The sequence below is a fragment of the Natronincola peptidivorans genome (genome assembly GCF_900111615.1).
Lineage (GTDB): Bacteria > Bacillota > Clostridia > Peptostreptococcales > Natronincolaceae > Natronincola_A > Natronincola_A peptidivorans.
This window is the reverse complement of sequence record NZ_FOHU01000002.1, coordinates 44542-67859: the sequence shown is the minus strand read 5'-3', so window position 1 is coordinate 67859 and position 23318 is coordinate 44542. Positions and strand designations below refer to the sequence as shown.

Genomic DNA, 23318 nt, shown 5'->3' with positions numbered 1-23318 from the left:
ATCTCTCATCCCTTTCCAAAGAAAAAATACTATCCTAATTTTTATTCTTCACTTTTCATTTTGCATTTATGACCCGATATCCTGCTGCCTTCATCAAGCGATTCATAATAGCCTGTCCTAAATCGGCTTCCTCTACAGCTTCCGCCAGTATGATGTCTACTTCTGTGCCATCAAATTCCCTTAGGACCTTAAATAAATTAGAGGCCACTAGATTCAGCTCCCTGCGACTTCCAACAGATTTTACCAGCCCCTCCTGATACTGTGGATAGGACTCGTCAAAACAAAGGATTCCTACTTTTTTTCCTTCTATTCTATAAACTGATGCCAGTTCCTTTATTTTTTCTACAGTTTTTTCTTCTATCCCTTTGACAATATAGACCGCTGCCTTTGGTGCATAGTGGGTATATTTCATTCCTGGAGACTTTGGTATAGCATCTGTATCTCCCCCCAAAGCTCCATCCACCTCAACCCTCTCCAATACCTGTAGAAGCATTTCCCTAGTAATACCCCCTGGCCTTAGAATCGTAGGGATTTCTCCCGTCATATCCAGCACTGTCGACTCTACTCCTACATGGCAGCTGCCACCCATAATAATCCCATCTACCCTTCCATCTAAATCCTCTACAACATGCTCTCCCCTAGTTGGGCTTGGCTTCCCTGAAATGTTGGCACTGGGAGCTGCTAAGGGTACTTCTGCTAGGGCAATCAATTTTTTCGCAATAGGATGTGCTGGCATTCTTATGGCTACAGTTTGTAGACCAGCAGTAATCACAGTAGGTACAACCTCCTTTTTATTTAGAACCACAGTAAGAGGTCCTGGCCAAAAGGCCTCCATCACTCTCAGGGCATCCTCTGAGAGTTCCTTCGCCAGACTTTTAACCTCCTCCATTCTTGCAATATGTACGATTAAGGGATTATCCGACGGCCTTCCCTTGGCTTCAAATATTTTTTTTACCGCCTCTGCTTCCAAAGCATTGGCCCCCAACCCATAAACGGTTTCTGTTGGAAAGGCAACCGTTCCACCCTCCCTCAGAATCTTAGCAGCTATTATTAACTTTTTTTCATCCATCCTGTCACAATCTATTTCTATAATCATGGTATTCTTCAATTTGTCCCACCTCTTCTCAGCGCTTCCTGCATTATTTCTCCTGCTATAGGAGCAGCAGCTACTCCACCAGCTTCTCCCTGACTTTCTAAAATCACTGCCACCGCCACCTGTGTCTCTCCACGGTTAGCAAAGCCGATAAACCATGCATGACTTCTTCCTGTTTCATTTTCTGCTGTTCCAGTCTTGCCTCCTACCACTGCTCCTGGTATGGCTGCCCTTCTTCCCGTTCCTCTTTCAACAACAGCAATCATCATAGCTCTTATTTCCTCAGCTATTTCATGTGAAACAACCCTATTCTCCTGCTGGCTGCCCCTCTCTAAAGCTCTACCTTGAGGACTTTGTACTTCTCCTATAATATATGGATTCATCATGATACCATCATTGGCAAAGGTAGAGGCAATTAGCGCCATATGCAGCGGCGTTACCTGCAGTCTTCCTTGACCTATGCCAATGGCGGCTAAATCTGTGGGTTCGATAGCATCTCCATAGGGAAATCTGCTTTGCTTAATAGGTATGTCCCCTTGGATGGGCCGGTCCATAAAAAATTTTCTTGAGATTTCTCTTATTTTCTCTCCTTCTAAATCCACAGTCATTCTTGCAAAGTTGGTATTACAGGAGACCACTAAAGATTCTGTTAGATCAAGACTTCCATGAGCTGTATTGCCATAATCCGAAAGGCTGTAGCCATCTATGATAATGCTTCCTGTACAGTCATAATTCTCATCAATAATATAAATATTCTCTAGGATTGCTGCAGTAATCACGGTTTTATAGGTAGACCCAGGTGCATACAATCCGTTGGTACTGCGATTCATCAGAGGACTTCTCTCATCGTTTACCAATTGTCCCCAATCCGTTACCAAAGTATTGGGATTAAAGTCTGGCTTACTGACCATCGACAGGATCTCTCCTGTAGTTGAATTGATGACTACAATAGACCCCATTTTCCCCTGCAATAATCTTTCTGCAGTTCTTTGAATTTCATGATCAATGGTTAAGATAAGATCGTTCCCCTTTATCATATCTCCCGCTAGCTGTTCACGTATTCTGGCCACAGGGCTTTCAGGATTTAAAGCCATCAACTGTTGATTATAATGGGATTCAATAGCTGATCGTCCATACTGCTTATAGCTATACCCAATCACATGACTATAAAGCTGATTATGGGGATAACTCCTAACGGGCCTTTCATTGACTACATCACTTTCTGCTAATACAACACCATTCCTATCATAAATCCTTCCCCTTAGGGTATTGTCCTCCCTCTCCCACTGTCTCTTATTATAAGGATTATCTAGGATAGCAGTAGCTCTAAATATCTGGAAATACGTTAAATAACCTATGATACTCAAAAACAATAGGCTTATTACTACGATTAAATGAATAATTTTTTTATTGCTCTCCAAGATCCAACAACTCCTCTACTTCCTGCGATCTTTTTGAAAGGGCCTGCATGATACCAAAGGCAATAAAAGCAGAAACCAAAGCACTGCCTCCATAGCTAATAAATGGTAGCGTAATCCCCGTCAAAGGAATCAGCTTGATGACCCCACCAATAATCATAAAGGTTTGATAGCTGTAGGTCAAAATGATGCCTAGAGCTAGTATCTTTCTAAAGGTATTTTGTATAGTTAAAGTAATCTTAAAGCCTCTATACATGAGAATGAAATATAAAAGCACTACCGCCATACCACCAAACACACCCATTTCCTCACAGATGGCAGAAAAAATAAAATCCGTATGAACCTCAGGAATAAAATCAGGACTTCCCATTCCTAGGCCAGTACCAAAAAAACCGCCAGTCCCTATAGCAAACAAGGATTGCGTGATTTGATAGCCCCTCCCAGCAATATCCCTCCATGGATTGAGCCAGGCTTCAAACCGCACCTGCACATGAGTCATAGTATAATAACCAAAGACCACAATCAAAATAGATGCACCTAGATTATAGAGGAACAGCTTATAATCTTGATAATAGACATAAAAAATACTAATAAATATTCCATAAAAAAGCATTGCCATTCCCATATCTCTCTGAAACACCAAAAATATAATATGTAGGTAGACAACCCCTAGAAAAAAATAGATGTTTTTCAATTTTTCTGGGAAAGTAAAATAGGCTGCAACAAAAAAAACAAAGCTTAGCTTGATGATTTCTGCAGGCTGGAAGGTAAATCCCCCGACCCGAATCCAGTTGGTAGCCCCTTTTACAGTGGTGCCTAATGCAAAGGTTAAGAGAAATAACAACATGCCAAAGCCAATATATAAATAAAGGTACCTGTCCCAATTTTTTACCCAGAGGAAGATGATGTAGCTTACAAAGTATAAGGATACTCCTAAAGCATACCAGGTGATTTGTCTAAATCCAAAAACAGGGTCTAAACGATAAATCATTACTACCCCTAGACTAGAGAGCATAGAAATAATCAAAAATAAATATTGGTCCCCCATATTCCCCTTAACGATAATAATATAAGAGATTATGATCAACAGGGTCAAGATGCCTCCTGCCATAAGGATAGAAGGATCCAAGGGCTCTACCAATAAGAACAATAGCCCAAACAACAAAGCATTTATAATAACCATGATACCAATGGGCCGCATTTAATCCACCTCTTTTACAAACAAAAACTCCACCTGTCCCAAACCAATCCTATCTCCACTCTTTAGCTTCACAACATCTTCTATCTGTGTACTATTTAGATAGGTACCATTTACACTTTCTAAATCCTCCAAAAAATATTCATCTTCGTCCATGGTAATCTTCGCATGAGAAGAGGACATAAACTTGTCCAAAATCTGGATATCATTCTCCTTACTTCTACCAAGGGTCACCACATCCTTTAAATCATAAAACTCCTGAATCTCAAAATCTAAAGTCTCCTTGCGATTCACCAGTTTGAGATAAGGGCTGTCAAATTGTTTATTCTGTCTTTCATTGATATGTTTTATGTCAAGATAAATAAGCCTTATAATATGATAGATAAAATAATAAATAAGGCCAATAAAAATGTATCGGATTGTCCAAGAAAGAATTGGGAACATAAAAGAACCACCTGTAAAATAAATTTTATTTTCTTCTTATTTTATACCAAATTATCATCAATTAACAAGAAAATCAAAAACTTTTAGAAATTAACATGCCAGCAATAAAGCCAAAGATGGAACAGATAGTAGAAATCCTGCCGCCATATAAATCCTTTGCCCTAGGAATAAGCTCCCCAAAGGTTATATATAGCATTGTCCCGCCTGCAAAGGCAAGGCATACCCCAATAAAACCATAAGCAAAGGTTCCAATAAAAGCTCCTACAAAAGCTCCCAATCCCATTGGAGCTCCTGCTGCTAAAGTCAGCAAAAAAGCCTTCGTACTAGAGTATCCTCCAACCCTCATAGGTGTCACCATCGCCAATCCTTCCGGCATATTATGGAGGGCAATAACAATGGCTAGCCCAACCCCCAGCCTTGATTGAGCAACAAAGCCTGAACCGATGGCCAATCCCTCTGGAAAGTTATGGAGGGCAATACCTACTCCCAATAACACACCCGTTTTAATGAATCCAGGCTTTCCATATAAACTCTTTTTATATAAATGAGAAATCATAATATCTAAATAGGATGCCAGAAATGCACCAATGGCAATACCAACTGCAATTTGTATAGTTCCTCCCAGCATAAAAGCCTCAGGTATCAATTCAAAGGTAACAATGGCTACCATCAAACCACTGGATAATCCTATAATACCACTTAAAAACCGCTTTGAGGGATTTTTTAGCAAAAAAGCCATAGACCCTCCAAGTCCAGTTCCTATCATTCCCACCATCAATCCAATCAAAGTAGTCCTCCACAAGTCACTCATCTATTTTCCCCCTTAAAACTCTATATAAAAGCACCTCAGCTTTTAAATATATATTCTTATCCCCAGACAAATAGACCCCACTTATTGTGGAGACATGCTTGTGAAATTGTCGGTTACAGAGATTACTTCTCAATTTACAAGATGACTTCTCGGGTTACTATTAAGTTTTATTAATATTATAAAGTGGTTAAAAATACCAATATGTAAATGATAGTTGTCTTTATGACAATAATTATTGACAAAATGACAATAATCGTTTACAATTTTACTTGACGCACTTATTAGGAAGGCATTTATTTGACTTAATAGGCAAGCACACTACTTATTATAATCCAAGGAGGGTTATGATGGAGCTTACAAACCAAGTAAGATTATTTAGAGCAAGGGATAATTTAAGTCAAGAACAGCTGGCAAATTTGATCGGAGTATCTCGCCAAACTATTGGTTTAATAGAAAAGGGAGATTATTCGCCATCTGTAGTGTTAGCTTTGAAAATAGCAGCTACTTTCAAAGTAAAGGTGGAGGATGTTTTTCAATTAGAAGAGCAAGGAGGTGTAGAGAGATGAAAAAAATCGTAGAAGCTTTTATGAAGGTCAGCTATATCAAGTGGATTGGAATCTGTGCATTAATAGGGGCTGGGCTAGGATTTATTGTTGCTCTGACAGAAGACACCTTTGATACATCTATGCAAGCTTTAACAATGACAGAGATTGAAGCTATGTTTCAATTAAGAAAAATTATTTTTTCCTCTAATTTTATTGGAGGATTGAGTGTTTTAATGATTCTAAGTCTATGGATGATTTATCTTTTATATCAATTCAAGCAAAGCAAGTCTAGAGAAGATGTATTTGAAAATCCATTAGAAAAAGAAAAAATCTATGAGACAAAAATAGAAAGAGCATTAATGCTTAGTACCATTGCCACAGTAGGATCCCATTGTTGGTTAGGAACAACTTTAGCACTAAAGGAACAATTAAGCAGCCAGTTTCTTCTTTTGATTCCATTAGCTATGCTCTTATTTATTAGCCTACTACAAAAGCGTATTTTAGACTACCATAATGAAGTTTATCCTGATAAACCCTTTAACCTGAAGGATATAGATGCCCATGCCGAGTATTTTAAAAGGCTTGATGAGGGAGAGAAGTGGATCGTTTACCAAGCCTGCTACAAAGCTTTTATGTCTATAGACCAAATATTTACCATATTTCTAGCTGCTTTATTGGTATTCAATTTCTTTTTCAGAGGCGTTATTTTTCCAGTTCTACTTATATCTATCATCTGGATACTACTAAAGATTATCTATTTCCGTGAAGTGAGAAAATATAATGTAGGTTAACAGTATAGATGAGAAAAGACTACTGTGTCTATATGAATGCTTTCTATCTATAATTGATTGCATGTATAATCATTATTTACAATGTAAAAAAGGGAGAGGAATTTATATAATGAGAGAACTATATTTAAAGGAATGGAATAATTTTAAAAATTATTATAGGAAAGGATTTTTCTGGATTTTAGGGATTTCCATTGGCTTTTCCATACTGCTATATGGAGGTTTGCTTTTAAATGAGAATGCTGCAATGGAGGCAATGGAAGGTCTTATGGGGATGTTTGAAGACAAAGGATTTGTTGCTGAAATGAGTCAACTGGATATGTTCAGGTTAATATTGATCAACAATCTAAGAGCTGCACTGGTATCCCTACTAGCAGCATTTATCCCAATCGTCATTCTTCCAGCTGTCAGTGCATTGATTACTACAGCAACAATCAGTGTTCTTCTGGCCTTCATAAAGATGCAGGGAGAAAGCGCAATGTATGTATTAGTAGCAGGTATACTTCCTCATGGGATTCCTGAATTAACAGCATTATTTTTAACCGGCAGCATAGGGATCTATTTAAGTTTTACAGTAGCAAAAAAGATTTTTTCTAAGAAGAGAAAAGACATACCACTGAAAGCCACCACACTCATGGTTGGTAAAAGCTTTTTACTGATTATCATACCTTTGATTCTTATAGCGGCTATTTTAGAAGCTTTCTTAGTGCCTCTTTTGCTATAAAACTAAAGAAGATGGCTCTTTAGGCCATCTTTTTCTATTCTACTGCTTTCAGTTTTTCTGCCTGATCGGAAGTAATCAGTGCATCTATCATCTCCGCCATATCCCCATCTAGGAAGCTGTCTAGCTTGTATAGGGTTACGTTGATTCTATGATCTGTTACTCGTCCCTGTGGGTAGTTATAGGTTCGAATACGTTCACTTCTATCTCCTGATCCAACCTGACTTTTTCTATTTTGTGCAATTTCATCCTGTTGCTCCTGTGTTGCTTTATCTTGAAGTCTTGCCTTTAAGATTTTTAAAGCCTTTTCTTTATTTTTTAACTGAGATTTTTCATCCTGACAGGAAACCACTAGGCCTGTTGGCATATGGGTAATCCGTACAGCGGAATCAGTGGTATTAACACTTTGTCCACCACAGCCGGAGGAACGGAAAACATCAACCCTTAGATCATTGGCATTGATTTGAAACTCTACATCATCTACCTCTGGCAGCACCGCTACAGTAGCAGCTGAGGTATGGATTCTTCCACCTGACTCGGTGGAGGGAATTCTTTGTACTCTATGGGCACCACTCTCATATTTTAGATGGGAGTAGGCTCCTTTTCCCTTGATCATAAAGATAACCTCTTTGTAACCCCCTACTCCAGTTTCATTTAAACTCATCATTTCTACCTTCCAGCCCTGTCTTTCTGCATATCTTGTATACATCCTAAAGAGGTTAGCAGAAAACAGCGCCGCTTCTTCTCCCCCTGTACCGCCACGTATTTCTACGATAACATTTTTATCATCATTAGGGTCCTTTGGAAGCAATAGAATTCTTAGTTCTTCTCTTAATGTTTCTATTTTTTCCTCTAAATCGTCTATTTCCATTTTAGCCATTTCTTTTAGCTCTTCGTCGGCAGCTTTATCATAAAGAATTTCCTTAGCATCCTTCAGGGCAGTCTCTGCAGCCTTATGCTCTTTGTATTTTCCCACGATTGGCTCTAGCTCTGAATGCTCCTTAATCAGTTTTTGCCATAGATTTTGATTATTGATTACATCAGGGTCACTGATTTTTACCCCTAAGTCCTCATATTTTTCCTGTAAAAAATCCAATTTTTCTAACATTGTCTCACCTCATATATAAATTGACTTGTAGCTTATTTTCGTAATAGCTATGTCGTAATTATTTATAGTTTTTATTGCTACCAACTCTATATTATATCAAATTTATAGAGAAAGGACTACATAATTTGAAATTTATTGAAGGATCTCCTGTAGATGTAACCCTTCAAGATATATTTTTTGAATACTAGGGTCCTACATATACAAGTATGATCCCTTGATGAAACAGCAGAAACAAATATCTTTGAATTAGCATCTAATGAATATATTATCAGTAATCTCTTTTTCCTATTATTACCCTATCTAGTCCCGCTAAATCCTTTATGATTTCTATATGTCTAAAATCTTTTTTCTCCATTATTTTACTCAGGTCTTCTCCTTGATCATGACCGATTTCAAAAACTAACCAGCCTTCTTTTCTTAAAAACATAGGAGCCTCTTCAACAATCTTTCTATAAAAATCCAATCCATCCTCCCCACCATCTAGGGCTAAGGATGGCTCATAATCCTTCACTTCCTTTGACAGGTTTGCTATTATTTGTTTTGGTATATAAGGGGGATTGGAAACAATAAAATCAAAACCTTCCTTCTTATTTCTCTCTACTAGTGGTGTAAATAGACTTCCCTCAGCAAAAGTAATTTTATCCTCCACTTGATGGGTTTTTGCATTTTTCAGTGCCACCTTCAATGCCTTTGGAGAAATATCTACAGCAGTTACCCTGCAGTCCTGTATAAAGGCAGCTAGGCTTACAGAGATGGCGCCACTGCCTACCCCTATATCCAGCACCTTAACACTATCAGGTGAATAATGCTTCCTATAAAGCTCTATTACCTTCTCTACTAGAATCTCTGTATCTCCCCTGGGAATCAATACACCTTCCTCTACCCAGAAATCCAAACCCATAAATTCTTGTCGATTAATGATATACTGTACCGGCATATGCTTTAGCCTTTTTTCTACAGCTTCCCAATATCTATGACAAATTTCCCGGGAAATTTCCATTTCTGGATAGATGTGCAGCTTTACCCTTTCAATCCCCAGCAAATTACATAAAACCACCTCAGCATCCAGCTGAGGGGTGTCGATATTTTTCGCCTTTAGTTTCTCCACTGCTTCCTTTAAGATTTCTTTGGCTGTAATCACTAGGATTCCTCCTTTAAAAGCCTCCATCTTTACTTGCATAGACGGAGGCTTTGACTTTTTACCACTTGGTTTCTTCTTCGTTTTCCACCAATACACTTTTTAAGGCTTCTATTGCCACCTCCAGTTGCCCATCATCTGGTTCAAAGGTGGTCAGCTTCTGCATCAGCATTCCAGGATAATTGATCATTTTCATAATAGGAGAACTGCTTCTGCCTCCTATTTTAATAATTTCATAGGATATTCCCGCTACTACAGGCAGTAATGCTAATCTTGTGGCAGCCCTTATCCATGGATTTGGCCATCCTATCATAGAAAACATAATAATACTTACCGTCATGACAATAAATAAAAAGCTGGTTCCGCATCTTGGATGCAGGGTTGTATACTTACGGGTGTTTTCCACCGTCAGTTCTTCACCATGCTCATAGCAATAAATTGCCTTATGCTCTGCCCCATGATACTGAAACACTCTTTGAATGTCTTTCATTCTAGAGATCAAAAGAACATAGCCAAGAAACATACTTAATCGTAAAAAGCCTTCTGCTAGATTTAAAACAATATTTTTTTCTACATATCTTCCAAGGAAGCTGGTGGCAAAGGTAGGTCCTATGAAAAATAATCCTATGGACACTACCATGGCTATTGCAACAGATGTATAAAGTAATACATCATTGGCCTTATCTTTAAAAAGCTTTTCCATCATTTTCTGAAACTTATCTGGTTCTTCCTCCTCTATTCCTTCCTCTGCAATTTCTGCAGAATAGGTTAGGGAGCGCATACCCAATACCATGGAATCTATTAAGGCAATAGCGCCTCTTAGAATCGGAATCTTGTTCAATTTATATTTTTGTACTATACCTCCAACTGCTTCTTTTTTTACTATAAGCTGCTGGTCAGGACGTCTCACAACAATGGCTATTTCTTTAGGACCCCGCATCATAACGCCTTCAATTAATGCCTGGCCCCCTATACTGGTTCGTCGTACTTCTCCCATAAATTATATTCCTTTCTAAAAATAGTTTTACTATCTTATTATATACCATCTCATGCAAATTTACTATTCTTAAATAATAACTCTTATCATTTTGCAATTCTATATTTTTTTTATTTTTTTTTATATTTAGGGTTTAAACCTTCCAAGTTTTGCGTATATATATAATATAATAGAATCCGGTAGCTCCCTATCAATCATTTCAACAAGAAATTGGCTTTTATTAGGAAGCTGTAACCTTAGAAACACAAATATGCTCCATAGTTTTACAAAACTTTTTGAAAAAACTAATGTAGAGAGGCGTTGATAGGTGAAAAATGAAAAATCTTAGTCCACCAAAGCAATTAAAGGATTGGTATAGCTACTTCCGAATCTATTATCAATAAAACGAGTGCATTCAAGTAATAAATTGAAGGCACTCGTTTTAAATGGTTTCATCTATGTTTTTTTACTCTATCCCTAAGATTACACCTAGTATAAAAATCAAAAGGGATAATAATGTAATCAATACCCATCCTTTAGAACGTTTTGATTTTTTATTTAACACCCTGAACACCGGAGAAATCACACCTGCAACTAATCCCAATAATCCTATAATCATCAAAGCATTAGACATAAAAAACCTCCTTTTTCTATTTGGCTACCGCATGGCATTTTCTACATCTAGCTTCATAGCTTTCCTTTGCCCCTACCAAAATAATAGGATCACTATATTTTGCCGGCTGCCCGTTTACCAATCTTTGGGTTCTGGTAGCAGGCATTTTGCATACCATACAAACTGCCGTCAGCTTTGTCACATACTCCGCCATCGCCATCAAATGAGGCAATACACTAAAGGGTTCACCTCTAAAGTCCATATCTAGTCCTGATACAATGACTCTCTTTCCTTTGTCAGCAACTCTTTGACAGACCTCTATAACCGCTTCTCCTAAAAACTGTACCTCATCTATGGCCAGCACATCAAAATCTTCTTTCTCTATGTAATTCATTATTTCTTCAGCACCATCTATCGCTATACATTTCAGTTGTTTGCCATTATGGGAAGTAATATTGCCGCCACAGTATCGATCATCAATAGCTGGTTTAAAAACCACTACCTTTAGCTCAGCAATCTGAGCTCTATTGACCCTTCTAATCAACTCTTCACTTTTCCCTGCATACATGGGTCCCACAATCACTTCTATACTGCCACTTTGGGCATATTCTACGATATCTACCATCAGTTCATCCCCTAACCCTAAATAGAAGTTTTTTTTGCAAAAAATCAAGGCTAGAAAGGATTCCTTCTAACCTTGATTGAGTGCTTATATTAGGAAACTTACATGCCGAATTTTTTCTTGAATTTTTCAACACGTCCACCTTTTTCTACAGACTTTTGCTTGCCTGAGTAGAAAGGATGACAGTCTGAACAAATTTCAACTCTGATTTCCTTTTTTGTTGATTTTGTTTTGAAGCTATTTCCACATGCACAAAAAACATCTACTTGATTGTATTCTGGATGGATATCCTTTTTCATTGCTTTCACCTCTTTCCGTTAAAAAACTTATGATAAAAGAATATAAACTAGTTTTATTAAGTATTGACGTACCATTGTTTTTGGTCAGCAATTTAACTACTACATTATAGCATAGTTCCTTAATAGTGACAAGAAAAAAAATCCTTAAATACTTTTCCTAATCTTTTCTATAAAATCCCTGTTTTTCTTAGTTTCCATCAGGTTATTAACAATTTTTTCAGTAACCTCCTGTACAGGATTATTGCTCATGGCTCTCCTAATGCTCCATATAGCCTCCAGCTCTGTCTGATCTAACAATAATTCTTCCCTTCTAGTACCGGATTTATTAATATCCACAGCAGGGAAAATCCTTTTCTCTGAAAGCTTTCTATCCAAGTGAAGCTCCATATTTCCTGTACCCTTGAATTCCTCAAAAATCACATCATCCATTCTACTGCCAGTTTCTACTAAAGCAGTGGCTATAATGGTAAGACTGCCTCCTTCTTCGAGATTTCTAGCAGCACCAAAAAATCTTTTGGGTTTATGTAATGCTCCTGGATCCAGTCCACCAGAAAGAGTTCTGCCGGTAGGTGGGATGGTTAGATTGTAGGCTCGCGCCAGTCTAGTAATGCTATCCAATAGAATCAATACATCCTTCCCATGCTCCACTAACCGCTGGGCACGGTTCAACACCATTTCCGCCACTTTGATATGATGACTTGGAAGTTCATCAAAAGTAGAATAAACCACTTCCCCTTTGATGGATCTTTGCATATCCGTTACTTCCTCAGGCCGTTCGTCGATTAGCAATACTATGATATCGATTTCTGGGTAATTAATGGCCACACTATTTGCAATTTTTTGCAAAAGAATAGTTTTTCCAGCCTTGGGTGGGGCAACAATAACTCCTCTTTGTCCTTTACCTATAGGGGCAATCATATCAATTAAACGAGTAGACAACTCGCTGGTTTGGTTTTCTAAGTTAATTCTTTCTTTGGGATAAATAGGGGTAAGATCTTCAAAGTTTGGTCTTCGAATAGCGGATTCAGGATTTAATCCATTAATTTTTTTTACATATAGAAGAGCTTTAAACTTTTCGCCGCTTTTAGGAGGTCTAGTTATACCAGTGATTTTGTCACCAGTCCTCATGTTAAACCTTCTAATCTGAGATGGCGATATATAAATGTCACTATCACTAGAAAGATAGTTTTCCCTTCGTAAAAAGCCATAGCCATCTTGATGTATCTCTAGTATGCCCTCTGCTATGTTCATTTCTTCGCCTTCTGGTATCTCATCAGATAGATGCTGAGGTAATTCTCTATTTTTTGCATTTATATTTTTATTTGTTTTGTCTTTAGATACTTCCTCTTGTTCTTTTTTCTCTTTTTCCTTCATTTGTGAAATGACATCTATTAATTCGGCCTTTTTATACTTTGCCCAATTCTTCAGCCCTAGCTTCTTTGCTTCCTCACGAAGCTCCGGTAGTTTCATTTCGTGTAAATCCGAATTATCCAACACTACACCTCCAAGTAATGAATACAACAGGGACAAAGAAGGATAAGCTTTGTCCCTAAACAATATTATTTTTTAATCATGCTATCATGTTTTGTCATATCTGTCAATTATTTCATGAGATTTGTTGCCTAGAGCTTATGCTGCATCTTAGATTAATAAGCGTAGGAGGGTTTTTTGTTAAGCTTATGGATAGCTTCTATAAAACGTATAGTTGCGGTTTCAGAGCGCATTACTACAGAATGGGTTTTTACTATATGATTTCCTTTATACATAACTCCCTTTAACAAATCCCCATCAGAAATCCCAGTAGCAGCAAAATATACTTCTTCTCCCTTTACCAGGTCCTCCATGTATAGTCTTTTATTGACATCTACCCCCATTTTTATACATCGCTGTTTTTCTTCCTCTTCATAAGGAACCAGCTTTCCCTCAAAATGGCCTCCTAAGCATTTTAAACCAGCAGCGGCAATAACTCCTTCAGGAGCACCTCCGATCCCCAGCATGATATCTACTCCAGTATATTCAAAGCAGGTAGCCAAGGCTGCTGCCACATCTCCATCCTTAAATAAGGTAATCCTTGCACCAGCTTCTCTACATTGCTTTATGACCTCCTGATGTCGAGGTCTATCCAGCATCGTCACCGTCAAATCTGTAATACTTTTATTTAAGGCATCTGCCGTTGCTTTAAGATTCTCCAGAACAGTAGCACTTAAACTCACCTTTCCAGCTGCCTTAGGCCCAACAGCAATTTTATCCATATACATGTCAGGAGCATTTAATAGACAGCCCCTAGGGGCCATGGCAACTACTGCGATGGCATTAGGAAGCCCTTTTGCTACAGAGTTGGTTCCCTCCACAGGGTCTACAGCAATATCTACCTTCATAGCTTTTTCCCCTTTTTTGCCTACAGTTTCTCCTATATAAAGCATAGGCGCTTCATCCATCTCACCCTCGCCTATCACAACGATGCCTTCTATGTTCATACTCTCAAACATCTTCCGCATGCCGTCAACGCCTGCTTGATCAGCAGTATTTTTATCCCCTCTACCCATATGCTTTGCAGCTCCTAGCGCAGCTGCCTCAGTAACTCTAACTAAATCCAATGCTAAGTTTCTATCCATACAGATCACCTGCCTTTCAAAAATTTGCTTGCCTTCTGTCCCTTAATATTTCTTATGCTTCTTTAATACCTCTATCATGGTTTCATTTTTATCTAAACGATGGATGGCCTCCACAAATCTTATGGTACCAGTCTCTCCCCTCATAACAACTGAATGGGTTTGCGCCTTATTGTTTCCTAGATAAAGTACACCCTTTAATAAATCTCCTTGAGTAATACCTGTAGCAGCAAAGAAACAATCGTCACTGCTGACTAGATCATCAAGTGACAATACTCGATTTACATCTTCCTCACTTAAGCCTAATTCCCTGCACCTTGCTGTTTCTTCATTACTCATAGGATAAAGAATTCCCTGCATGTCTCCACCTAAGCATTTTAAGGCAACAGCAGCAATCACACCCTCCGGTGCCCCGCCAATCCCCAGCATAATATCTACACCGGTTTCTTCAAAACCAGTAGCCATAGCAGCCGCCACATCACCATCACTAAAGAGCTTGATTCGAGCACCAGCTTCCCTCACCTCTTTAATAATGTCTTTATGTCTTTCTCTATCCTGTATAATCACTGTAACATCTTCAATATTTTTATCCAATGCCTTTGCTACAGCCTCAAGATTTTGTCTAATAGGTGCATTTATGTCTACAGCGCCCTTTGCCTTAGGCCCTACAGCAATTTTTTTCATATATGTATCTGGGGCATGTAGTAAACAACCCTTTGGTGCAATAGCAACAACTGCAATAGCATTGGGTAACCCTTTTGCAATCAAATTGGTACCCTCTAAAGGATCAACAGCGATATCCACCTCTACCTCATAGCCTTTACCGCAGCCTACTTCCTCTCCAATATATAGCATCGGTGCTTCATCTAATTCTCCTTCACCAATCACCACTGTTCCTTTAATAGAAAGCCCGGAGAAAGTGCTTCTCATACCATCCACCGCCGCCTGATCAGCACCCTCCTTATCTCCCCTACCCATATAAGAGGCCGAGGCTAACGCAGCTGCTTCCGTCACCCTGACTAACTCAAGTGATAAACTTCTATCCATTCTATTTCCTCCTTCTCATAGCTAGTAGCATTTATCTTATTTTATGAATTGCGTTATACTTATTATCCTTCATACTATCAATATAATATACTAATCTCAATATATTCTCAACAATATTATTCCCTTTTCTGCAATAAAACTATTGGTGGACCGAAGAAAATTATAAAACAATAAAATAAGAGATAGGATCCATTGCACATGCAATCATATATCCTATCTCCATTTATTATTGTAGAAATATTTTATTATCTATCTCTGCTATAGTACAATCCCACCATCTACTGATAATACTGTACCCGTCACAAAGCTAGCCTCTTCAGAAGCCAAGAACAAGCAGGCATTGGCGATGTCTTCTGGAGTTCCTAATCGATTTAAAGGTGCCTTTTCCTTCATCATGGTCAATACCTTTTCCGGCATTTTTTCTGTCATCTCTGTAGCAATAAATCCTGGGCATACAGCATTGACATTGACATTTTTCCTACCTAATTCCTTTGCCATTGTTTTTGTCATACCAATGACACCAGATTTTGTTGCAGCATAGTTTACTTGCCCAAAATTTCCATATAATCCAACAACAGAGGAAATATTAATGATTTTACCATATTCCTTTTCCCTCATGATTTTTACAGCTTCCTTAGAGCAGTTAAATACCCCCGTTAGATTGACATTGATGACATTATCCCATTGCTCTCCCGTCATTTTATACATCTGAGCATCTGCTGTAATACCAGCATTGTTTACCAAAATATCTACAGTCCCTAATTCCTTTGCAATTCTTTCAAATACCTGCTGCACCTGAGATCTATCCGTTACATCCATCCCATAGCCATACACCTCACTGTAGCTTTCCTTCATTTCCTTTATAGTCTTTTCTACATCCTCCAGGCTTCTATCAACCAGAACAATTCTAGCTCCTTCTGCAGCATATTTTTCAGCAATAGATTTTCCTATCCCTCTTGCCGAGCCTGTAACAACTGCAACTTTGTTTTTTAGTCGCATTATATACCCTCCTCCTTTATTATTTTACTGCATTTTCCCAATCCTTTAAGAAACGGTCTATACCGCTATCCGTTAAAGGATGCTTCAGCATTTGCTTAAATACCCCATAGGGTATGGTTGCGATATGGGCGCCTACCTTTGCAGTCTCCAGCACATGCATGCTATGACGAATACTAGCGGCAATTACCTCTGTATCGATTAAGTAAAGATCAAAAATCTCTACAATTTCCTTTACTAACTCTACACCTGTATGACCAATATCATCCAGTCTTCCTAAAAAAGGGCTGACATAGGTGGCTCCAGCTTTGGCCGCCATCAAGGCTTGGCTTGGTGAAAATACTAAGGTGACATTGGTTTTTATTCCTTTAGAGGATAGCACTTTTACCGCCTTTAATCCCTCGTCTGTCATAGGTATTTTGATGACAATATTTTCATGAATTTTCACTAAATCCTCTGCCTCCACCACCATTTCCGCTGCTTTAAGGCTGATAACCTCTGCACTGATGGGTCCATCAACGATTTCAGTGATTTCTTTAATTACCTCTTTGAACACCCTTCCTTCCTTAGCAATAAGAGAAGGATTGGTGGTGACGCCTTCTAGTATACCCCAGCTGGCGATTTCCTTTATTTCTTCTACATTTGCCGTGTCAATAAATAGCTTCATCTTATCCCCGTCCTATTCCTAAAATTTTTCTAGCCTCCTGAGGGGTAGCTACCTCTCTACCTAGCTCCTTGGCGATTCTCACAATTCTCTCCACTAGTTGTCCATTAGATTTTGCCAGTTCTCCTTTGCTATAGAAGATATTATCCTCAAATCCTACCCTGACATGACCTCCCAGTATAATAGCCATTGTAGCCAGTGGCAGTTCATGTCTACCAACTCCTGCTACCGTCCATGTAGAGCCTTCTGGAATAGCCCTCATCATATGCAGTAAATCCTCCGGTGTCCCTGGACAAGCTCCTGGTACCCCCAGAACAAAATCAAAATGCATTGGGGTTTCTACCAATCCTTTTTTTGCCAGTTTCTTGGCATTTTCAATCATACCTCTTTCAAAAATCTCCATCTCTGGTTTTACACCCAGCTCCTTCATTTTGGAAGCAAACTTCTCCATATACTCCTCACTATTCATAAAAACATCAGGGCCAAAATTACAGGTACCACAGCTTAAAGTAGCCATTTCTGGCTTTAAATCCACCGGCTGCAGCCTCTCATCAGGACCATGCCATACAGCGCCTCCTGTGGAGGGCTGAAAGATGATGTCACATTTTGCTTCAATCTTTTCTTTGATTTCCTTATAAATATCAAAGGATTGTGTTGGCTGCCTTTCTTTATCCCTTGCGTGAATATGAACGATGGAGGCACCCTTTAAGTAGCATTGATATGCCTCTTCAGCGATTTCATCTGGTGTTGTTGGCAGATTAGGCTGTAATTCCTTCGTCACCTCCGCTCCTGTTAAGGCAGCAGTGATTATTAGCTTATCCATAAAAACCTCCTCCTTCTACTTATTTCTCTGTTTATCTTTTTGTACTACACAGGTGCCTATAGCTTTACATACCACCATTGGCTCCTCTAAAACATCACATGCAGATTCATTAAGATCAGGACGGGGTACAATCACCTTTCTAGCTTCAAAGGTCATTTTTCTAGAGCTGTTACCAACTTTAACGATTTCACCAACGGCTTCAATATAATCCCCAGCATAAACTGGAGCAGTAAATTCTACACTTTCATAGCCTACAAACAAGCCTTCATCTCCATCATTTCGGATTAACAGCTCTGTAGCCACATCTCCAAAAAGCTGCAGCATTTTCGCCCCATCCACTAGGTTTCCTCCATAATGAGCATCATGCATACCCATTCTTACTCTAATCATCGCCTTCATATATAATTCCTCCTTATTAATACCATTATCTCTTGTAAAACCCTTTGATTCGTGATTTTGGATAATAATGGTTGTTTCATTATTATTATGATATCATATATAAAAAGTATTCTCTACAATTCCATGCTTGTTTCTCTAAAAAGCTCCTTCTTTCTTTTCTACCCTTTATTATTTTACAGAAAATTTTTTTGGAAAATAATACTTTTAAAATTTTTCCTTAAATAATTATTCACCGACATTTTTATATAATATAATTTTCAATAAAATGTTTTCAGCCTATATTAATTATTAGCATTTGTAAATTATTGTTATTTCTCTTTGTATTTTTATGCACTCGCTATTGTATATTTATTTATTTATTGCAATTTTTTAGTAGTTCAAAAAACTTTATTAATCGTTAACAAAATAACACTTGCATGTAGCCAAGCATCATTGTATAATTATTTAATATATAGATTACTTTAAATTTTCTAATAATTTTTAACAATCTACTCTCACAGTTTTTCTCCAATGGGTTAGCTCACTTGGAGTTGTATCTTGTATAGAGGGAAATAGTAATTATTAGGAATTGAGAGTTAATCTAGAACTTATTTATTTTCTAATCGTATTATTTTTAAAGGGAGGGACTTTTTAATGGAAAAAACTGCAGTAAAAAGAGAGAATTGGGGGTCCAGGATAGGGTTTATCATGGCAGCAGCTGGTTCAGCCGTTGGTCTTGGTAACATCTGGAGATTCCCATATCTACTCGGTGAAAATGGTGGGGCGGCATTTCTTCTTATTTATTTAGTTTTTGTTGTATTTATCGGTATTAGTGTTATGATTGCCGAATTTGCCGTAGGTAGAAAATCAAATCGAGCAGCTGTTGGTGCTTACAAAAGTAAGAGCCGTAACTGGACCTTTGCAGGAGCCATAGGGGTCTTAAGTGCATTCTTTATCATGGGCTTCTACCCAGTAGTTGGTGGTTGGTCAGCAGCTTATGTTGCAAAAACCTTTACTGGACTATTGGCTGATCCTGCAGCAATAGGAGATTCCTTTGGTGCCTTTATTACCGGTTCCACACAACCATTAGTATGGATGCTTATCTTTATGGTATTTAATGTAGTGATTGTAGCAAAAGGTATTGCAGGCGGTATTGAAAAAGCTGGAAAAATATTGATGCCTGTATTATTTGGTCTTTTAGTATTAATTGCCTTTAGAAGTCTTACGCTTCCAGGGGCAGCAGCAGGACTTGGTTATATGTTTAGACCTGACTTCTCAGCGGTAACAGGTCAAACTTATTTAGCGGCATTAGGTCAAGCCTTCTTCTCCTTGAGTCTAGGTATGGGTTGTATGATTACCTATGGAAGTTACCTAAACAAGAAAGAAAATCTTGCAAATAATGCTGTACTTGTAACTGGTATGGACGTTGGAGTTGCTCTATTAGCTGGTATCGCTATGTTCCCAGCAATCTTTGCCTTTGGCATGGAGCCAGCAGCTGGTCCTGGCCTTGTATTCGTTGTTATCCCAACTGTGTTTTCTGCAATGGGCGGTATTGGTACAATATTATCTCTTATCTTCTTTGTAGCCTTAACAGTGGCAGCTCTTACTTCCTCTGTATCTCTAATGGAGGTTGCAGTTGCTTACTTTATTGACGAAAGAGGTATGGAAAGAAAGAAAGCAGTTTACTCTGTATCTGCTGCTATGACTGTACTATGCGTTCTTTCATCTCTATCATTAGGTTCAATGTCAGGAGTAACACTATTTGGAGTTGGATTCTTTGACTTCTTTGACATCCTAACTGATAAGATTTTCTTAGCCATCGGTGGACTATTGCTTTGTGTATTCGTTGGATGGTTCCTTGATAAGGAAGAACTTAGACAAGAACTTACAAATGGTGGAACAATTCAGTTTGGATTATTTGAAGCATGGTATAACCTAGTAAAATTTGTAATTCCTGTAGCGATTACTATCGTTGCTATCGCTGGTATCGCATCAATAGAACAAACAGGCTTAATGATCTTTGGACTATTGATGATTTTTGTGCTAGCAGTATTCTCTAAGAAACTATAGTGTATAATAAAATAAGTTTGTAACCTAAAAGACTATTGGCTTTTCGCTAATAGTCTTTTTATCTTTGTTCTGTATTCTATTTTTTCTTCATTTCAATCAAATGCTTCCAATACCTTTTGGGTAAATAGTTCCTCTGCAGCTTGGGATTGATTCGGGTTTTAATGGCTATATTTTTAAAGTACTGCTGCCACATCTCTTGATATTGTAGCTCTTCATCATCTAATACTATTTCTCCCTGCAGATTTCCTTCCGTAATAATCCATTGATTTTTGTTATATAAGGATGCTATGTTTCTTTTTTTGTCGTGGATTACCCAGTTTTCCGATGCTAGCCGTTTTGCAAAGTGAGGAGCTACCAATGCTGTGATATTATACTGCGGCTCTATGACTGCATAGTATAATTCTCCCTTTAGCTTTTGGAATCTTATAATCCCCAGCATTAAATGAGCTTCCTTTCCTACTCTTCTACTTATTTTATGTAGCTGAAATACAGCTTCATGGGTATGATACTGATCAATCTTTTCCCCTGCTTTAAATCCTAGCTGCAGATATCTATAAATAAATGTACCAGCATCTACATCCTCCGATAGAAATCCATAAAAGACATTCTTTAAGGCTATTGGTGATATCTTGTCTCTGATGGCATTATATACCTTTTCTGCCTTTTCTTCCTCTGTTTCAATATGTAGGTAGCTTACAAAAAGATCCTCTTGGATATCTCCCTTTGCAATGATCTTCTCTGGCTTTTCCTTGCGATAATAAGCTTCGTAAATGGCGGTTAGAAGCCCCTCAAAGCTGCCGTCATAAATATAATCTATCACTGATTCTTCCTCCATTTTCTACTAATTACTATGCTTTAGGATGTAAACATAGATAGCTGCTGTCCCTCTCTTATGTTGGTTTTTTCATGCTGAGGCTCTTGTCCCACCAGCACCTGACGGATCAGCTTTTCCTTAAAGCCTACTTCACCATAATATTTACCATCACAGGTGATGAAATGCTTTGCCCGCTTTAGTACCACACCTATCTTCTTTAGACTATCATAGCTTAAAAAATGAAACCTTCTAGCTGCCACAATACGCTGGGCGGATTTTACTCCTATGCCAGGGATTCGCAGCAGCATTTCATAGGGTGCTTTATTAATTTCCATAGGAAATAGGTGGATATTTCGAAGGGCCCAATCACACTTTGGATCTAGCATGGTATCAAAATTTGGCTGACTCTCCTGTAAAAGCTCCTGGGCGTTAAAACCATAAAATCTCAAAAGCCAATCCGCTTGATAAAGCCTATGCTCCCTTAACAAAGGAGGAGCTGCTATAGCTGGAAGTCTATTGTCTGTAGATACAGGGACATAAGCAGAATAATAAACTCTTTTCAAGCTAAATTTATTATACAGTCCCTCTGATAGTCTCAGGATACTTAAATCATTATCTGGAGTAGCCCCCACAATCAGCTGTGTACTTTGTCCTGCAGGTACAAAGCTTGCTGCCCTTTTATATAGCCTTCTTTCTTCCTTCCTCTGAATAATCTGAGAGGATATCAACCCCATAGGCTTTATAATAGCCTCCTTCTTTTTCTGCGGCGCCAAAAGCTTAAGGCCATTGCTGGAGGGAAGTTCAATATTGATACTCATTCTATCTACCAATTCTCCAGCTTCATAGATAAGCCTTGGATCTGCTCCTGGTATGGCCTTCATATGTATATAGCCATTGAAGTGATACTGCTGCCGTAGCAGTTGAACAGCTTTAATCAAAAGCTCCATCGTATAATCAGGACTTTTCACGACAGCAGCACTTAAAAAAAGTCCTTCTATGTAATTTCTCTTATAAAAGTTTATTGTCAGCTCCGCCACCTCTTCAGGTGTAAAGGAAGCTCTTGGTATATCATTACTGATTCTATTTACACAGTAGGCACAGTTATAGATACATTCGTTGGTAAGCAATATCTTGAGCAGAGATATACATCGACCATCCTCCGACCAGCTATGACAGATTCCTGACTTATGGCCGCTGCCTATCCCTCCTTTGGTATTTTTTCTATTGCTGCCACTGGATGAACAGGAAACATCATACTTTGCTGCATCCGCTAAAATCTCCAGCTTATTTAATACCTCCACTTCCTTCACCTCTCCAATCCATCGCCTTCTTATGCTTCTATTTTATCTCAAAAGGAAATAGGTGTCAAACATATGTTCGTACTGGGTCGAGGTGAATTGAGGGACAAAGAACCGTCCCCCGTCCCTTTGGTTTTTTTTGATATAAAAACCTAGTGACCTCAATGTATATGCCAATACAAAAGGTACTAGGTTATAGGAATAATTATTTATTTTTCTACTTTGCTCTTTTTTTTAGCTCTTTAAATATCTCCTCTGGTGCAATGTCTTTTTCCTTCAGTAGCACCAATAGGTGATATAATAAGTCCCCTGCTTCATATACCAGCTCATTTTTATCAGTGTTTTTTGCAGCAATGATGACCTCTGCAGTTTCTTCACCTACTTTTTTTAGAATCTTATCTATGCCCTTATCAAAGAGATAATTAGTATAAGAGCCCTCCTTTGGGTTGGCTTTCCGATCAGCGATTACATCATATAGTTTTTGTAGTATCTCTCCATTGACAGCTTCTTCTCTGTCTTCCCTATAAATGGGATTGTAAAAACAACTTTTTTCGCCAGTATGACAGGCTGCTCCTTCTTGGGTAACCTTTACCAATAGGGTATCTCCATCACAATCATAGCTGATTTCTCTTACCTTCTGGATATGCCCTGAGGTTCCCCCCTTATGCCATAGCTCTCCTCTACTGCGGCTCCAAAACCAGGTCTCTCCTGTTTCAAGGGTTTTCTTTAGAGATGCATCATTCATATAAGCCATCATCAGAATTTCTTTGGTTTCCTCCTCTTGGATAATGGCAGGAATTAGCCCCTTGTCATCAAATCTTAACTCCGTTAATTCCTTCATT

25 protein-coding genes are annotated in these 23318 nt (G+C 38.4%); 4 read left to right on the top strand and 21 right to left on the bottom strand.

All coding sequences use genetic code 11. The features are described from left to right. Window positions 1–55: 55 nt before the first annotated feature. From BMX10_RS03060 to BMX10_RS03040, 5 genes are all read right to left on the bottom strand, one after another. Window positions 56–1108, bottom strand: coding sequence for an L-threonylcarbamoyladenylate synthase (locus tag BMX10_RS03060; RefSeq protein ID WP_330387790.1), 1053 nt, complete (start codon window positions 1106–1108; stop codon window positions 56–58). Next, window positions 1105–2514 carry a peptidoglycan D,D-transpeptidase FtsI family protein gene (locus BMX10_RS03055; protein ID WP_090439172.1) on the bottom strand — a complete coding sequence of 470 codons (1410 nt, stop codon included), beginning with the start codon at window positions 2512–2514 and terminating at the stop codon, window positions 1105–1107. The genes BMX10_RS03060 and BMX10_RS03055 overlap by 4 nt, the downstream gene beginning before the upstream one ends. Next, window positions 2501–3712, bottom strand: coding sequence for an FtsW/RodA/SpoVE family cell cycle protein (locus BMX10_RS03050; RefSeq protein ID WP_090439169.1), 1212 nt, complete (start codon window positions 3710–3712; stop codon window positions 2501–2503). Before BMX10_RS03050 ends, BMX10_RS03055 begins: the two co-directional genes overlap by 14 nt. Beyond that, window positions 3713–4153: an FHA domain-containing protein gene (locus BMX10_RS03045; protein ID WP_090439166.1), complete on the bottom strand. Its 441-nt coding sequence runs from the start codon at window positions 4151–4153 to the stop codon at window positions 3713–3715. Between the two features lie 73 nt (window positions 4154–4226). Next, the gene (locus BMX10_RS03040; RefSeq protein ID WP_244272620.1) at window positions 4227–4964 is read right to left on the bottom strand and encodes a ZIP family metal transporter; all 738 of its coding nucleotides are present in this window, start codon (window positions 4962–4964) and stop codon (window positions 4227–4229) included. A gap of 347 nt (window positions 4965–5311) precedes the next feature. Here BMX10_RS03040 and BMX10_RS03035 point away from each other — a divergent pair, with 347 nt between their 5' ends. From BMX10_RS03035 to BMX10_RS03025, 3 genes are all read left to right on the top strand, one after another. Next, window positions 5312–5530 carry a helix-turn-helix transcriptional regulator gene (locus BMX10_RS03035; RefSeq protein WP_090439160.1) on the top strand — a complete coding sequence of 73 codons (219 nt, stop codon included), beginning with the start codon at window positions 5312–5314 and terminating at the stop codon, window positions 5528–5530. Next, window positions 5527–6300: a DUF3169 family protein gene (locus BMX10_RS03030; protein WP_090439157.1), complete on the top strand. Its 774-nt coding sequence runs from the start codon at window positions 5527–5529 to the stop codon at window positions 6298–6300. The genes BMX10_RS03035 and BMX10_RS03030 overlap by 4 nt, the downstream gene beginning before the upstream one ends. Before the next feature lie 109 nt (window positions 6301–6409). Then, window positions 6410–7021, top strand: a complete 612-nt coding sequence (locus tag BMX10_RS03025) for a stage II sporulation protein M (RefSeq protein ID WP_170834656.1) — start codon at window positions 6410–6412, stop codon at window positions 7019–7021. Between the two features lie 34 nt (window positions 7022–7055). Here the strand turns inward: BMX10_RS03025 and prfA are convergent, their stop codons facing one another. The 13 genes from prfA to kal form a co-directional block, all read right to left on the bottom strand. Beyond that, window positions 7056–8126, bottom strand: coding sequence for a peptide chain release factor 1 (gene prfA / locus BMX10_RS03020; protein ID WP_090439151.1), 1071 nt, complete (start codon window positions 8124–8126; stop codon window positions 7056–7058). Between the two features lie 268 nt (window positions 8127–8394). Beyond that, entirely contained in the window at window positions 8395–9267 is an 873-nt protein-coding gene (gene prmC, locus BMX10_RS03015; RefSeq protein ID WP_090439148.1) for a peptide chain release factor N(5)-glutamine methyltransferase, read from the bottom strand. A 58-nt stretch (window positions 9268–9325) separates the two neighbouring features. Then, window positions 9326–10261: a DUF1385 domain-containing protein gene (locus BMX10_RS03010; RefSeq protein WP_090439145.1), complete on the bottom strand. Its 936-nt coding sequence runs from the start codon at window positions 10259–10261 to the stop codon at window positions 9326–9328. A gap of 445 nt (window positions 10262–10706) precedes the next feature. Then, window positions 10707–10874: a hypothetical protein gene (locus BMX10_RS17905; RefSeq protein ID WP_170834655.1), complete on the bottom strand. Its 168-nt coding sequence runs from the start codon at window positions 10872–10874 to the stop codon at window positions 10707–10709. 16 nt (window positions 10875–10890) lie between these two features. Further along, a complete protein-coding gene (locus tag BMX10_RS03005; protein WP_090439142.1) occupies window positions 10891–11478 on the bottom strand; it encodes a thymidine kinase in 588 nt (195 codons plus the stop codon). A gap of 98 nt (window positions 11479–11576) precedes the next feature. Further along, complete coding sequence (gene rpmE, locus BMX10_RS03000; RefSeq protein ID WP_090439139.1) at window positions 11577–11774, bottom strand: 50S ribosomal protein L31; 198 nt, start codon at window positions 11772–11774, stop codon at window positions 11577–11579. A 144-nt stretch (window positions 11775–11918) separates the two neighbouring features. Further along, window positions 11919–13268 (bottom strand): transcription termination factor Rho, encoded by a 1350-nt coding sequence (gene rho / locus BMX10_RS02995; RefSeq protein ID WP_090439137.1) that lies wholly within the window; start codon window positions 13266–13268, stop codon window positions 11919–11921. A gap of 152 nt (window positions 13269–13420) precedes the next feature. Beyond that, window positions 13421–14389: a class II fructose-bisphosphatase gene (gene glpX / locus BMX10_RS02990; RefSeq protein ID WP_090439134.1), complete on the bottom strand. Its 969-nt coding sequence runs from the start codon at window positions 14387–14389 to the stop codon at window positions 13421–13423. Window positions 14390–14431: 42 nt separating this feature from the next. Beyond that, window positions 14432–15433 carry a class II fructose-bisphosphatase gene (gene glpX, locus BMX10_RS02985; protein ID WP_090439131.1) on the bottom strand — a complete coding sequence of 334 codons (1002 nt, stop codon included), beginning with the start codon at window positions 15431–15433 and terminating at the stop codon, window positions 14432–14434. A 258-nt stretch (window positions 15434–15691) separates the two neighbouring features. Then, window positions 15692–16432: a 3-oxoacyl-ACP reductase FabG gene (gene fabG, locus BMX10_RS02980; protein ID WP_090439128.1), complete on the bottom strand. Its 741-nt coding sequence runs from the start codon at window positions 16430–16432 to the stop codon at window positions 15692–15694. 19 nt (window positions 16433–16451) lie between these two features. Beyond that, window positions 16452–17096, bottom strand: coding sequence for a fructose-6-phosphate aldolase (gene fsa, locus BMX10_RS02975; RefSeq protein ID WP_090439125.1), 645 nt, complete (start codon window positions 17094–17096; stop codon window positions 16452–16454). A 1-nt stretch (window position 17097) separates the two neighbouring features. Beyond that, window positions 17098–17916, bottom strand: a complete 819-nt coding sequence (gene kce, locus BMX10_RS02970; protein ID WP_090439122.1) for a 3-keto-5-aminohexanoate cleavage enzyme — start codon at window positions 17914–17916, stop codon at window positions 17098–17100. Window positions 17917–17931: 15 nt separating this feature from the next. Continuing rightward, the gene (gene kal / locus BMX10_RS02965) at window positions 17932–18315 is read right to left on the bottom strand and encodes a 3-aminobutyryl-CoA ammonia lyase (RefSeq protein ID WP_090439119.1); all 384 of its coding nucleotides are present in this window, start codon (window positions 18313–18315) and stop codon (window positions 17932–17934) included. Between the two features lie 633 nt (window positions 18316–18948). Here kal and BMX10_RS02960 point away from each other — a divergent pair. Next, window positions 18949–20364, top strand: coding sequence for a sodium-dependent transporter (locus BMX10_RS02960; RefSeq protein ID WP_090439116.1), 1416 nt, complete (start codon window positions 18949–18951; stop codon window positions 20362–20364). A 76-nt stretch (window positions 20365–20440) separates the two neighbouring features. Here the strand turns inward: BMX10_RS02960 and BMX10_RS02955 are convergent, their stop codons facing one another. The 3 genes from BMX10_RS02955 to hisIE form a co-directional block, all read right to left on the bottom strand. Then, window positions 20441–21184 carry a TIGR03915 family putative DNA repair protein gene (locus tag BMX10_RS02955; RefSeq protein ID WP_090439113.1) on the bottom strand — a complete coding sequence of 248 codons (744 nt, stop codon included), beginning with the start codon at window positions 21182–21184 and terminating at the stop codon, window positions 20441–20443. A 35-nt stretch (window positions 21185–21219) separates the two neighbouring features. Continuing rightward, the gene (locus BMX10_RS02950; protein ID WP_090439110.1) at window positions 21220–22479 is read right to left on the bottom strand and encodes a putative DNA modification/repair radical SAM protein; all 1260 of its coding nucleotides are present in this window, start codon (window positions 22477–22479) and stop codon (window positions 21220–21222) included. A 214-nt stretch (window positions 22480–22693) separates the two neighbouring features. Then, window positions 22694–23317, bottom strand: coding sequence for a bifunctional phosphoribosyl-AMP cyclohydrolase/phosphoribosyl-ATP diphosphatase HisIE (hisIE, locus tag BMX10_RS02945; RefSeq protein ID WP_090439107.1), 624 nt, complete (start codon window positions 23315–23317; stop codon window positions 22694–22696). Between the last annotated feature and the right edge of the window lies 1 nt (window position 23318).

Coding starts and splice junctions, on each gene's coding strand:
- BMX10_RS03050 (WP_090439169.1), bottom strand. CDS start 3,712: ATGCGGCCCATTGGTATCATGGTTATTATAAATGCTTTGTTGTTTGGG.
- BMX10_RS03045 (WP_090439166.1), bottom strand. CDS start 4,153: ATGTTCCCAATTCTTTCTTGGACAATCCGATACATTTTTATTGGCCTT.
- BMX10_RS03040 (WP_244272620.1), bottom strand. CDS start 4,964: ATGAGTGACTTGTGGAGGACTACTTTGATTGGATTGATGGTGGGAATG.
- BMX10_RS03035 (WP_090439160.1), top strand. CDS start 5,312: ATGGAGCTTACAAACCAAGTAAGATTATTTAGAGCAAGGGATAATTTA.
- BMX10_RS03030 (WP_090439157.1), top strand. CDS start 5,527: ATGAAAAAAATCGTAGAAGCTTTTATGAAGGTCAGCTATATCAAGTGG.
- BMX10_RS03025 (WP_170834656.1), top strand. CDS start 6,410: ATGAGAGAACTATATTTAAAGGAATGGAATAATTTTAAAAATTATTAT.
- prfA (WP_090439151.1), bottom strand. CDS start 8,126: ATGTTAGAAAAATTGGATTTTTTACAGGAAAAATATGAGGACTTAGGG.
- BMX10_RS03010 (WP_090439145.1), bottom strand. CDS start 10,261: ATGGGAGAAGTACGACGAACCAGTATAGGGGGCCAGGCATTAATTGAA.
- BMX10_RS17905 (WP_170834655.1), bottom strand. CDS start 10,874: ATGTCTAATGCTTTGATGATTATAGGATTATTGGGATTAGTTGCAGGT.
- BMX10_RS03005 (WP_090439142.1), bottom strand. CDS start 11,478: ATGGTAGATATCGTAGAATATGCCCAAAGTGGCAGTATAGAAGTGATT.
- rpmE (WP_090439139.1), bottom strand. CDS start 11,774: ATGAAAAAGGATATCCATCCAGAATACAATCAAGTAGATGTTTTTTGT.
- glpX (WP_090439134.1), bottom strand. CDS start 14,389: ATGGATAGAAACTTAGCATTGGATTTAGTTAGAGTTACTGAGGCAGCT.
- glpX (WP_090439131.1), bottom strand. CDS start 15,433: ATGGATAGAAGTTTATCACTTGAGTTAGTCAGGGTGACGGAAGCAGCT.
- fabG (WP_090439128.1), bottom strand. CDS start 16,432: ATGCGACTAAAAAACAAAGTTGCAGTTGTTACAGGCTCGGCAAGAGGG.
- fsa (WP_090439125.1), bottom strand. CDS start 17,096: ATGAAGCTATTTATTGACACGGCAAATGTAGAAGAAATAAAGGAAATC.
- kce (WP_090439122.1), bottom strand. CDS start 17,916: ATGGATAAGCTAATAATCACTGCTGCCTTAACAGGAGCGGAGGTGACG.
- kal (WP_090439119.1), bottom strand. CDS start 18,315: ATGAAGGCGATGATTAGAGTAAGAATGGGTATGCATGATGCTCATTAT.
- BMX10_RS02960 (WP_090439116.1), top strand. CDS start 18,949: ATGGAAAAAACTGCAGTAAAAAGAGAGAATTGGGGGTCCAGGATAGGG.
- hisIE (WP_090439107.1), bottom strand. CDS start 23,317: ATGAAGGAATTAACGGAGTTAAGATTTGATGACAAGGGGCTAATTCCT.